The organism is Mucilaginibacter ximonensis, from assembly GCF_042686265.1.
Taxonomy (GTDB): domain Bacteria; phylum Bacteroidota; class Bacteroidia; order Sphingobacteriales; family Sphingobacteriaceae; genus Mucilaginibacter; species Mucilaginibacter ximonensis.
Genome location: NZ_JBHUPD010000001.1, coordinates 1,644,020 through 1,656,529, shown reverse-complemented (window position 1 = coordinate 1,656,529; position 12,510 = coordinate 1,644,020). Strand labels below are relative to the sequence as shown.

Annotated in this window: 10 protein-coding genes and 1 pseudogene; 3 read left to right on the top strand and 8 right to left on the bottom strand. The window is 40.6% G+C overall.

All coding sequences use genetic code 11. The annotated features are described in order from the left end of the window. Positions 1-6: 6 nt before the first annotated feature. Together ACFS5N_RS07510 and ACFS5N_RS07505 are read right to left on the bottom strand one after the other, a co-directional pair. Positions 7-423, bottom strand: a complete 417-nt coding sequence (locus ACFS5N_RS07510; RefSeq protein ID WP_377183809.1) for a response regulator — start codon at positions 421-423, stop codon at positions 7-9. 291 nt (positions 424-714) lie between these two features. Then, positions 715-1,737: an LLM class flavin-dependent oxidoreductase gene (locus ACFS5N_RS07505; RefSeq protein WP_377183807.1), complete on the bottom strand. Its 1,023-nt coding sequence runs from the start codon at positions 1,735-1,737 to the stop codon at positions 715-717. A gap of 274 nt (positions 1,738-2,011) precedes the next feature. On the opposite strand from ACFS5N_RS07505, the gene ACFS5N_RS07500 reads away from it, so the two are divergent. Continuing rightward, on the top strand, positions 2,012-5,185 hold the full coding sequence (locus ACFS5N_RS07500; protein WP_377183805.1) for a TonB-dependent receptor: 3,174 nt from the start codon (positions 2,012-2,014) through the stop codon (positions 5,183-5,185). 355 nt (positions 5,186-5,540) lie between these two features. On the opposite strand, the gene ACFS5N_RS07495 is transcribed toward ACFS5N_RS07500, so the two are convergent. From ACFS5N_RS07495 to ACFS5N_RS07485, 3 genes are read right to left on the bottom strand one after another with little or no spacing between them, the layout of a single operon-like run. Beyond that, positions 5,541-7,163: a protein-disulfide reductase DsbD family protein gene (locus ACFS5N_RS07495; RefSeq protein ID WP_377183803.1), complete on the bottom strand. Its 1,623-nt coding sequence runs from the start codon at positions 7,161-7,163 to the stop codon at positions 5,541-5,543. 1 nt (position 7,164) lies between these two features. Further along, the gene (locus tag ACFS5N_RS07490; protein WP_377183801.1) at positions 7,165-7,620 is read right to left on the bottom strand and encodes a protein-disulfide reductase DsbD domain-containing protein; all 456 of its coding nucleotides are present in this window, start codon (positions 7,618-7,620) and stop codon (positions 7,165-7,167) included. Between the two features lie 20 nt (positions 7,621-7,640). Beyond that, positions 7,641-8,699: a PLP-dependent cysteine synthase family protein gene (locus ACFS5N_RS07485; RefSeq protein ID WP_377183799.1), complete on the bottom strand. Its 1,059-nt coding sequence runs from the start codon at positions 8,697-8,699 to the stop codon at positions 7,641-7,643. A gap of 477 nt (positions 8,700-9,176) precedes the next feature. Between ACFS5N_RS07485 and ACFS5N_RS07480 the strand changes: the two are divergent. Both ACFS5N_RS07480 and ACFS5N_RS07475 read left to right on the top strand, forming a co-directional pair. Continuing rightward, positions 9,177-9,501 (top strand): annotated as a pseudogene (locus ACFS5N_RS07480) (DUF5712 family protein). Positions 9,502-9,520: 19 nt separating this feature from the next. After that, on the top strand, positions 9,521-9,775 hold the full coding sequence (locus tag ACFS5N_RS07475) for a hypothetical protein (RefSeq protein WP_377183797.1): 255 nt from the start codon (positions 9,521-9,523) through the stop codon (positions 9,773-9,775). A 72-nt stretch (positions 9,776-9,847) separates the two neighbouring features. Here ACFS5N_RS07475 and ACFS5N_RS07470 read toward each other — a convergent pair whose 3' ends face one another. The 3 genes from ACFS5N_RS07470 to ACFS5N_RS07460 are packed head-to-tail and all read right to left on the bottom strand — an operon-like array spanning position 9,848 to position 12,506. After that, positions 9,848-10,708, bottom strand: a complete 861-nt coding sequence (locus ACFS5N_RS07470; protein WP_377183795.1) for an alpha-1,2-fucosyltransferase — start codon at positions 10,706-10,708, stop codon at positions 9,848-9,850. A 19-nt stretch (positions 10,709-10,727) separates the two neighbouring features. Continuing rightward, positions 10,728-11,420, bottom strand: a complete 693-nt coding sequence (locus ACFS5N_RS07465) for a hypothetical protein (protein ID WP_377183793.1) — start codon at positions 11,418-11,420, stop codon at positions 10,728-10,730. Positions 11,421-11,432: 12 nt separating this feature from the next. Further along, complete coding sequence (locus ACFS5N_RS07460; protein ID WP_377183791.1) at positions 11,433-12,506, bottom strand: HlyD family secretion protein; 1,074 nt, start codon at positions 12,504-12,506, stop codon at positions 11,433-11,435. Positions 12,507-12,510 lie beyond the last annotated feature (4 nt).

Here is a 12,510-nt window from a genome sequence, read left to right as displayed (position 1 = left end):
GAATTGTTAAAGCAGTGCTCTCCCCGCTTTATCAATAAAATGTAGCTGGGACTCATTTATTGGCCTGATACCTGTCAAACGGTTGATAGTTGATAACAAATTTTCCAGATCAAATGGTTTTATGATTACTTCGTCGCAGCCAAAGTCAAAAAAGTTTAACCCCCGTTTTACATAAGCGGTAAATATGATAACCGGTACGTGTTTTAGCGTGGGGTGCGCCTTCATCATCCGGCATATTTCACCACCGTCACCATCTGCCAAACGATAATCAAGTATCGCTATATCAGGTCTGAATTGCTCGGCTATATTTATAAAATTATGGCAGGTAACGGTACTTTTAACCTCGAATTTCTCGAGCGATAAAAAGTGCTCAACACAGTATAAGATGTCCAGTTCGTCATCTAATAACAAGACTTTTTTCATAAAACGCTTTCAGCATGGCGGTAACTTCGAAGAAGCTGAAAGCGATAAAGTCGTTCGAAGAACCGGGTATAAGGGCCCTCTTCGCAAGTCGACCGTTAACAGGTTGATCAAACCATACAAAACAAAGGTGGGTATTTACTTTTGCAATTCATAATTTATTGGTTAATATATTAATTAGTAAGAAAAGTTGCGCTATGGCAATTAAAAAGAAAGCAGCAATATTGCTTAAATAATAGTAAGCTTTTCATTAAAGTATAAGCCAACATGCGCCAATTGTTTTCTTTTACAAAATTAACGCCATCCTAATCCAGGTGCAACATGCTCCAGGATAGCTGATAACACATGAATGTTATAATCCACGCCAAGCGTATTGGGTATGGTCAACAGCAATGTATCAGCTTCGCGAATGGCCTCGTCGTTGGCCAGCTCTTTGATTAATTGGTCTGGTTCTGCTGCATAGCTTCTGCCAAATATGGCCCGCTTATCGCTTTCCAGATATCCTATTTTATCAACTTGTCCGCTCTCCTGCCCAAATAAATACCTGTCCTGGTCGTTCACCAGTGCAAAAATTGAGCGGCTTACTGAAACTCTTGGCTCGCGGCTATGTCCGGCCTTTTTCCAGGCTTCTTTATATAACCTGATCTGTTCGGCCTGTTGGATATGGAAAGGTTTACCGCCTTCATCAAATTTTAGTGTTGAGCTTTGCAGGTTCATGCCGTTTTCAGCAGCCCAGATGGCGGTTGCGTTTGAGCCCGCTCCCCACCAGATCCGTTCGCGCAACCCTTCCGAATAGGGTTCCAAACGCAATAATCCCGGTGGATTTGGAAACATGGGGTAGGGATTGGGTTCCGCAAATCCCACACCGTTTAACCTCTGTAAAAATTGCATAGCGTTCCGGCGTCCCATGTCGGCGTCAGTTTCACCATCGGCAGGTTCATAACCAAAGTAGCGCCAGCCGTCTATAACCTGTTCGGGCGATCCTCTGCTTATACCCAATTGCAATCGCCCGCCTGAAATCAGATCGGCTGCCCCGGCATCTTCTACCATATATAAGGGATTTTCATAGCGCATATCAATCACACCAGTGCCTATCTCTATCTTACTTGTTTTAGCACCAATAGCAGATAGCAATGGAAAGGGTGAAGCTAATTGTGACGCAAAATGATGTACCCTGAAATAAGCGCCATCAATACCTATATCTTCCGCTGCAACAGCCAGATCAATGGATTGAAGCAACGTATCGCTCGCTGTACGTGTTTTATATGCAGGATGATCAGACCAATGCCCGAACGATAAGAATCCTATTTTTTTCATAAGCTTTAAAATAGATGAGGTAAAGATAATAATCACCCGGCTAAGGCAGGTGCATTTTGTGAGGAGATGTAAAGGATATGTCTTTAAAACTACAATATATTGTTATTTATAATTTAATTTCCTGCATATATGTTTTATATAGAATTCAATGTTGCTGCTATTGTTCACTGTATATTATATTATTGTTACTTATTTTTTTACTATTTTTTTATGATAAAACTCGTGCTATTTTCGCGCTCTAACTAAACGCGAAAACAATACAACAAACAACAGCATGAGCCCACAACTTTTAAAAACCGGGACATTCGTCCGATTTATCATTTTATTTATTTCGATTTTATTCTTGTCAAAAGAGCAATCTTTTGCGCAAGGTAGCGGAACCAGCATCAGCGGTTTTGTTTATCATGATGATAAAAAACCTGCCGAACTTGCTACAATAACTGTAACCAATATAAACAATGGTTTTACGGCCAAAACAGCAGCTGATAAGAAAGGGTATTTTATTTTTAACGAATTGCCGGTTGGTATGTATTCGGTACAGGTTGCAGAAATAAACATGGCTCCCCAGGTTTTAAAAGGCATTAACTTAAATTTTGGCGACCATTTGGTATTAAAGCAAATTGTACTAACCAATAAAAGCGAAGAACTGGCTGAAGTTGTAGTAAAATCCAGCAGTTTTACCAACAGTATTGACCGTCTTGGAAGAGGTACTGCCATTACGAGTCGTACCATGCAAAAACTACCTATTGCCACGCGTAATTATACCGACCTGATGTTTCTGTCTCCTTTAGCAAGCGGCGGTGCACTGGCGGGTGCTAAAAGCGGGGGTACGGGTTATATGCTGGATGGGGTAAGCAACAGGCGCGCTACATTTGGCGGCGTAACAGATGCTGCTTTTTCTATTTCGTCAGAAACTATAAGGGAGTTTGAAATTTCAACAAACGACTATGACGTGACTTCAGGCAGAGGATCAGGCGGGCTTGTAAAAGCTATCACAAAATCAGGAACCAACACGTTTTCTGGTTCGGCATGGGGGTATTATGGAGCCAACGCGCTGGCCGCAAAAAAAGACGTATATGGCAATCCAATCACCACAAAATATAACATAAACCAGGAGGGCTTTTTATTTAGCGGACCTATTGTTAAAGACAAGTTATTGTTCCTGGTTTCTTACGATCAGTACACTAAAACTATGCCTTTCCGTGCTTATGATTTTGGTTTTGCCGGGCCTACACATGACCAGGCAGAAAAAAACTTAGGCATTACAGAAGCCAATCTTAAGCAGGTTGTGGATATCATGGAAAACCAGTTTGGATTTCCGGTTATGCAGGAATATGGTCCCATCAATATCACGCAAAAAACGCAAAACGCATTTGTAAAGCTTGACTGGAACATCAACCAAAAGAACTTACTGACCTTTAAATACAATTTTCTGTATTTTACAGATCCAAACAAACTCAAAAGCGGTGGCTTGCTAAGCACCCAATATATAGGGCATGAAATAGATCATTCTGCCGAATTGAGTTTACGCTCTGAAATAAACGCAACAACAACCAATGAGTTAAAATTACAATACAGTACTTATCGCAAAAAATTAGGATTTGTAGGCAACCATGTGCCTGAAGGATTTGTAAACGTAAAATCAACATTTGCAGACGGCAGCACAGGCACTACAACCGTTGCATTTGGGAATCAAAACTGGGTTCCTGAAAGAGACGCTTCTGATGTAGTGCAACTGGTGGATTATCTGCGCCTGAAAAAAGGAAATATCAACTACGTATTTGGTACAGATAACAATTTGAATTTTATTTCAGACCAGTTGTCGCATGACCAGCAGGGGCAGTTTTATTATAACAGCATTGCCGATATGCAAGCCAATAATCCGTATCGTTTCAACAGGAAAATTCCGTTAGATGGCGAAAACCCGGAGGTACACGTCCCGTTGCTTGAATTGGGAGCGTTTGCACAGATGGAAACCAAGCTTCGCCCTAATGTCGATTTTAGCTTTGGTCTTCGCTGGGACGGACAGATTATCGGTAGCGCACCGACCTATAACCCGTTGCTATATCAAGAGTTGGGCGTAAATACGCACGTAGTGCCTTTTGATGCAAAAAATATCCAACCACGTTTAAATGTTATATGGGATGTGAACGGTAATGGCCGTGATATAGTGAAATTTGGCGCCGGGCTATTTGCTTCAGAATTAACTACTCAGCCAATTACTTTCTCCCATATCGATAATGGTGTAGATTTTCGCCAGATAGACATACGTACCAATGTGCCGGTTCCAGATTGGAAAGCATATCAAAAAGATTTTAGTAAGGTGCCTGGCGTTGCTTACTATAACTCGCTCGGAACAACACAACCGGCCACTGTGCTGGTTTTGGATAAAAACTTAAAGACACCGCTCACCTTCAAAACAAATGTTAGTTATTATCACTACTTTAATGACTGGTTGCGCGCCGGCGGAAACGTTTATTTTAACAATACCTGGGACAATTTTTATCTGTATGATTTAAATCTTAAACGCAACCCGGAATTTGTAACCAATGAAGGGCGTGAAGTATATGTTCAGCCAAGCACCATCCCAACAACAAACACCAACGGGCTGCCAATTGCTAATTCAAGAATATCGTCAGACTTTAACCAGGTACGCTACTTTACCAATGCTAAATGGTCATCTAAATTCTGGGGCGCTGTTGCCGACGTGGCTGCACAGGTTGGCAATGGGGGCCAGGCCAGCGTGTCGTACGCTTATGGTAAAGCTACGGGAACACCTCCATATGACAACGGCGACCCTCGAAACGCTAATTTTAGCGTAGGAAGCTCATATTGGGACTATGCGTCGTACGGAAAGAATTGGTTAAGCGATGGCGATCAAAGACATAAGTTGGTATTGCTATTCCTTAGCCCTGTATTTCATGGGTTTAGCGTAAGCACTTCTTTTCAGGCTTACCAAAACGGACACTATACAGTTAACGTAAATAAAGATATCATTGGCGAAGGGAACGACGGACAGGATCTGGCATATATTTTTAACCCGAATGATCCAAAAACACCGGCAAACATTGCTACCGATATGCGAACTTTGCTGGCCAAAACCAGTCCTGAATTCAGAAAATATCTGGAAAGTAACTTTGGCAAATTTGCAGCATACAATGGCGGCATGCAGCCGTGGAATACGCAATGGAATACAAGCGTTTCTTATGATTTAAAGATAGCCAAAACCAATAAAATAACTTTTCGTGTTGACGTATTCAATATGTTAAACTTATTTAATTATAAATGGGGTGGCTATAATCAAATCTCTAATACCACTTTATATAACCTGAAAGGATTTGATCCATCTACCAATTCATACATTTATTCGGTAAATACTAACGCCGGTACTAAAGTATATACGGGTAATTATTACTCTATTCAGTTCGGTGCCAGATATAGCTTTTAAAAGCTTGTCTGTTTTTTCATAACCGAAAACGCTAAAAAAGCCCCAAGCCTTCAATCAGTATTTGAAGGCTTGGGGCTTTTTAGCGTTTAAATTATACTTTCAGAAGTGTATAGTTTATATTGATCACTATGTGACCGACCTGGCTGCGTAGATTAGGGAAGCTGTATCGTCGACCGGTAATATCTTAATCACAGGTTGTTGCATACCAACCATACCCGTCAAATATTTGTAAACAGAGAACTAAGTAGCTTATAAAAAAAAGCATCTGCTTCGACGATGCTTTAATGGGTTAATTAACTAGTAACTGATAAGAACGACTGAAGACTTTTGGTAATTGATTTTAAACTGTGTTTTATTATGGATTATAAATTTTTAAGCCGCCTTGCAGATATTTTAAATAGCTTGCGGCGTCATAATTGGCACCTTGCGGTGGTACTAAGGGTTCTTGTTTTTCGGGATCAAGCAATACGTAAAAAGGCTGAGAATTAGATACAAACTTGCTGGTTTGCAAGTAGCTCCATTTGTTGCCGATGGTTTTAATGGCCCGGCCTTCAGGCGTTAGCGTTTGTTCATTGGCCGGCAGGTCGGTTTTGTCATCCACATACAACTGTATAAGTACATAGTCCTGGTTAATCGTTTTAGACACCTGCGGATCTGGCCATACATTTGCTTCCATTTTACGGCAGTTAACACAGGCGTGCCCGGTAAAATCTATCATTACGGGCTTGTGCATTTTCTTCGCATAGGCCAGGCCTTCATCATAATCAAAAAAAGGATTGAAGCCTTTGGGTTTATCAAACAGATCGCTGTATTTGTGTTTGGTTGTGTCTGTAACACCGGTACTGGCTGCCGGCGTGTTAACTGATGACAAGTCAAAATCTTGCGTCGACATTGGTGGAAGAAAGGCACTAACCGATTTGAGCGGCGCTCCCCATAAACCGGGCACCAGATACATCGTGAATGCAAAAACAATAATTGATAAAAACAATCGAGGAACCGTTATGAAAGCCGGGGTACTATCGTGAGAGAATTTTAACTTACCCAGCAGGTAAAAACCGCACAAGGCTGAAATAGCGATCCAAAGCACCAGAAATATTTCACGATCAAACCAATGCCAATGGTAAGCCAGATCAACGTTGCTTAAGAATTTCAATGACAAAGCCAGCTCTAAAAATCCTAATACAACTTTCACGCTATTTAACCAGCCACCTGATTTTGGGAGCGATTGCATCCAGGACGGAAACATGGCAAATAACGCAAACGGTAAAGCCAGCGCGAGCGAATAGCCAAACATGCCAACTATGGGCCCTAACAAAGCTCCCTGCGTAGCAGCTTGTACCAATAAAGTACCAATAATGGGCCCGGTACAGCTAAACGACACCAGCGCCAAGGTAGCTGCCATAAAAAATAACCCGGCCAAACCTGCTTTGTCTGATCGGGCATCGGTTGCATTTACCCAGCGCGATGGCAACACTAATTCAAAGGCGCCCAGGAAAGAGGCGGCAAAGACTACCAGCATTATAAAAAACAGCAAGTTAAATACACCATTGGTGCTTAATGAATTCAAAGCATCCGGACCGAAAATAAGCGTGATCAATAAGCCCAGCACCACATAAATAACGATAATGCTTATGCCATAGATCAATGCTTTACCAACGGCGCTATTTTTTTTACCGGCGCTTTTTGTAAAAAAAGCAATAGTCATAGGCAGCATCGGGAAAATGCACGGCATAAAGAATGCCAGCACTCCTCCTATAAATCCAGCAATGAAAATAGCCCACAAAGACTGCTTTACCGACCGCTCTGTTTTTTTGATAATGGCTTTTTCAGCTTTTCTTGCGGCGGGTCGTACTACTGTAGCTGCAGGTGCCGCGCCTGCAGCTGAGCTGAACACAACCCCGGATGTATCCAAGCTTTGCGCATTGGTAAACAAAGCCTGGGTTAATAAACAAAAAATAATAAAAACCAGCTTTCTCATCTTATTTCACCGGGATGCTAAAGTCAAGGTCTTCTGGTGGCAGGCATTGTTTGTCGTTGCAGGTCATATATTCCAATTTGCCTTTAACAAGGGCCTGCCCGGCTTTTAATTTAATTTTTTGTTGGAAAATTACCTCATGCTCAAAAAAGCTTACGTCCATGTTAAATACCTTTTCATTACGGGTTATTGGCGTTGGCTCTTTGGTTGGGCCATCCAGGGTGTAAGTTTTTGCTGGGGTAAAAGTAAAGGTGGTTTTGACCGGGCCGCCATCTTTTACAAACTGCGAGTACAGGTGCCAGCCATCATCGATAGAAGCTTTCATAAATACCACAGCCTCTTTGGCATTAATTTTTTTAGCTGCATAGCTCCAGTGTACAGGGGTTAAAATTTGCGCCGATACGTTATACGTCAGGCATGTTATTAACAGGAAGGTTGCTACAATAAATATTTTTTTCATTCTGTTTATAGATTATATTATCATTGAAATGGTTCACTTAAGCGGGCCATGGGCTTGTAATTGACAAATTGCGTATCGGTAGAATAATAACCTTCTTTAACCGGTTCCTCTCGCACCAGGTCTGTGCTCAGGTATTTCTTATTGCTATCACAAAGTAAAGTAGCAACTACGGCGTTTTCGCCCAGCTGATTTTTTAACTTGATAGCGCCAATAACATTAGCGCCTGACGATATGCCTACTGCCAGGCCCAATTGTTTGCTTAGTTTTTGCGCCATAATAATAGCATCGCCATCATTGGCCTGAATCACTTCATCCAGTTCATCTAAACGTACTATAGCGGGAATAAATTCGTCAGAAATGCCCTGTATGCGGTGATTGCCAACTTTATGGCCGGTAGTTAACGTCGGCGACTCAGCAGGTTCTAAAGGGTGTATTTTAACTTTTGGATTCAGCATTTTCAGGTATCGGCCAACACCCATTACCGTACCGCCGGTACCTACGCCGGCCACAAAGGCATCGGGCATTAACCCATTTGAGGCCAGCTGGCGCCAAATTTCTCTGCCGGTGGTTTTTTCATGAGCTTCGGCATTAAAATCGTTTTCAAATTGACGTGGCAAAAATACATTACTGTCTGCCTTGGCCATATCCTCGGCTAGTTTAATACTGCCTAAAAATCCTCCCTGGGCTTTACTTATTGGGATCACTTCGGCTCCCATGCTTTTAATAATGTCTACGCGTTCTTTGCTTAACCAGTCGGGCATAATAATTTTCACCGGGTGACCCAAAGCCTTACCAATGGCTGCAAAGGCTATACCGGTGTTACCTGAGGTGGCCTCCACTATAGTATCGCCTGGCTTAATTTTGCTGTTTTTGTAAGCCTGATACATTATATATAAAGCCATGCGATCTTTAACACTACCGGTTAAATTATAATGCTCGCATTTGGCATAAATAGTACCAGGTTTTCCTTTAAAAATATAGTTTAGGGCAATCATGGGTGTGTTACCCACCATGTGCCACAAATTTTTAAAAGTGTTGTCCTGATCTGAAGGTGAAACCTTTTCTGCTTGCAGTTGCATAAATTAATTTTCGGTAAAAATCAATAACACTAATTATTATTACAACCAATTGTCTTAAATCCGTAAATTTTATGAATAAACATGAGATTATAGTGCTTATTTTCAGTTTTACGTTTGGTGCCTCTGTTTAACTGAAGTTATTTCCGGAGCGATGAGAATTAAGGATTGATATTGTTTATAACTTACCTTTTGAAATTTGACCCACAACCTTGAAACAGCTATATAAGGCTGACAAGAAGATTGAGCACAATAAAGGAATATACAGACAGTTGATAACGCAATTGTCCAACTGATGTATATATTAGTGCAACCAAACTATAACCTTTGAAACGTTATTACTTTATCATCCTGTTATTTTTAAGTTGCTGCCCTGCACATCGAGGCTGGTGCCAGGGAACAAAGAAAGGGTTTTGCCGTCCGTGTAATGGATGCCTACGCTCAAAATTTTAAACGCGAGGGCATCAGCAGTCACGAGACTTGCTATGGTTCGCCAAGCTGGAAAACTACCGCTGTTACAGTCATAAAGACCCAGACGTCAAGCAAGGGCTTAAAAGACGAGGAGATCGAAAGGATGAGAACAGATGCATATACAGGTGATTGTCAGCCGCAAGGATGTAACCAACAGCATCAAACTTAGCCGATGAACACTTCGCGAGGCAGTAATGCCGAGCACTCTAAAAAAATGGGGCAGTTTGACCGCAAGGCATTCAAGCAGAGTGGAGAACCCCTGTTTGATAGCTTATTTTCGTTTGACCGGCAGCTAAACGATACTTGGCTTATGCGAATGTCAAAAGAACGGTGAACTGCTGCAACGGGAACAAATGGGCCTGCTTACCGGGGGGGCTTCGCCAAATTATCAAAGAAAAGCCATCGCTAACGAGCTTGCCCAGGGAATTGCGGAGGGTTTGTTCAAAACTACCGGCGATATGGTGGCAGCCGTTGATAAAACGGCAGCGGTTTTTTTGGAAGTACCGATGGAACCAGTTTATACAGGACGGGCGAATATCCTTTCAGAAACCGAGGCCGAGCAAAAGAAAAGACGAAAGAAGCGGTCACAAAGCCAGCTAATGATTTAACGGGGAAGAATACACAGTCAAGCACGCACTCATTCAAAAATAAATTGATTCACTAACTATTTAAGTCGTGTTTTACATCCTTATCCACTCTTTTGGATATAGATGGTTTAAATTAAAACCCGGAGGAACAATATTAAACCAGTTTTTGGGAGCAATAATCACTTTGTTGTTATTGTCATTAAGCCAAGCAGCCCACCAGCTAAAAGTGCTGTTCGCCATGATATTATGCTTACATTTGCTCATTAAGAACATCTCTTGCCAGTCCGTAAATTTTTCATTGTAAACAAAGTTTACATCGAAATGGTCAAATTTGAAGTGATCTTTAGACCATTTGATATCATCTGAGAAAACAAAAAATGCTGCGTGGGGAAAGCGTTCTCTTATAAAACTCATGGCTTTAAAATAATAACTTTTATCGCAAATAAAATAGATTTGTGGACTACCTTTTTCTGGAATGTAATCTCCGCGACGCAGATGTATAGCCACAGAAGTTTTTTCTGATATTTCATCAGCGATCAATTTAAAATCAGGGTCAAATTCAAAATATTTAAAGGTGAATTCTTGTCGAATGTCAGATGAAATATTGGCAAAATACTTAGGGCTTTGCCAGTTACCACTAATATAAACCGAAGAAGGAAGGACTCTGAATGTCTTATCAAAACTAACCGGAAGCTCTTTATAATTAATCATAATGCTATCAGGATTCTTCTCAAAATACCGGTCGATAATTTGTGCAGTTATCCTGCTGCTAACGATATTGAAAATGTCTAAACCATATTTACGCGCAGTGAAGCCGTTTCGACTTACGTTATTCCTTTCCAAAAAAGATTGATCAAGAAACATGGGTACATTATGTTTTATAGCTAACGCTCTACCAGTTGCATATTGGAACATCTGGTTTCCAAGCCCGCCTTGTAGTTTAACAATGATCATTTTAGTAACCGCTAACTTTTTAATTTTTTATCAGAAAGGTATTTATATAAGCTTCCATCCCGTATACCCACTCCATGATCGAAAATAGTTTTGAATGGACTACGCAATTAAAAGGAGCCTTATCCAAATAAACGGCTGACTTGAAACGTAACCTGTTTTCAGCACTACTTGGTTGATTTATATTGGGCTTTATAATAGCATTGTATTTGTCTGCAGGTTGATGCTCTGTAAAAATGATATACTTATAGTTTTTGAATTTGTCGATAATCTGTTTAATGGATTTATTGCTGAGATGCTGAAGCACTTGTCTTATAATAAGCAAATCCCCGGTCTTGACCGTGCCGACACATGAATCTTTACAAACAAATTTTACGGTGGAAGATCCGTATTTAGATGTGTTTTGGGCGATGAGTGGCTTTACTACATCATAACCTGTATAAGTAAATCTATAATCAGAATTGTTTAATTTATTTAAGATAGCATTGCTTACATTAAAATCGCCGCAACCTATCTCTACAATATCATTTATGTTATGCCGAATTACAAAGTCAGAAACTATACCGGCATATTCATCTATATAGGCATTATGGGAGCCTGCGCCGGAATAAAATTCACCTTTTTTGCCACCCCAGGCGTTTCTTTTGTAGATATTGGTGAAAATAGTTGAATTATACAATTCCCTGAAATTTTTTCTATTGCTTACTGCTTTCATGACATTGTTAGGTTATTTATTTATAGATGTAGACTTGACAAAGCCATAATAAAATTTCTGCAACAGTCTCATGTTTTTTGTAATAATGATTGCCTGGGCTCTCAATCCACTTCTATATGGAAGTGTCTTTTGGTTGCTGGTAACAAGGCCATTGTCGAACTTTATAGTTGCCATAAAGCCATTTCCGGTAGATACATTGGAAATATTACTGATGATGCCGTTTACAAATCCCCATTCTTCATAAGGATAAGCCTCGAATCTTATTTGTACATGCAGGCCGGTATCTAATTTGCCGAAATTGCTTTGTGGTACTATGGTCTGCATAAAATACCGACTGTTTAAGGGCATAATATAGCCAAGCAAGGCGCCTGCCCTTAAATAATCATCTTGTTTTATGTTTTCGTTGATTGCTATTCGCCCTTCTACTGGCGCTTGTAAAATGTATTTACTTGTCCACAATTGGATCCTGCTTTTCAAAAGCTGAAGTTGTTGTTGAAATGCAATTTTTGCGTGATCCGGTTTATGTTCAGATGTTGCTATTGCAAGGTTGGTATTGTTTGAAATGTAATTATTAAAAGCGTCCTCCGCTAGTAAGAATTGCTGGTAATCAGGTTGTATTTCGCCAAGCTTACTTAGATTTACATTGATAATGTTTGATATTTTTTGTGGTTGATTTTCAGTGAGTAAATCAATGCTTTTATCAATTTCTTTAGCAAGCTCATTAACCTGATTAGGATCTGCTGAACTTTCCATCCAAGCTATTATATCGCCTTGCTTTACCGATTGATTATTTGTAACAAATTGTTTGATCAGATGCCCTTCTTGCTTTACTGTAATTTCTTTTGGATTGTTCTCTGCAGTTAGCACTGCTGAGCTTGTAATGATATCGGGATAATGAACAAACCAGGTACCACCAAATACCAGGAGCAACATCGCGAGAAAAATAAACAATGCCCATTTTTCCAAAACCCCGTTCCTTCTGGATACTATTTCCTGTGCTAATTCAGAGCGCAGCATCTGAACGGATAGAGGCCGGTCTTTCGCGATTATCTCTTCATCGTCGTCTCTTAATGTTTCTTCATTCATCGCG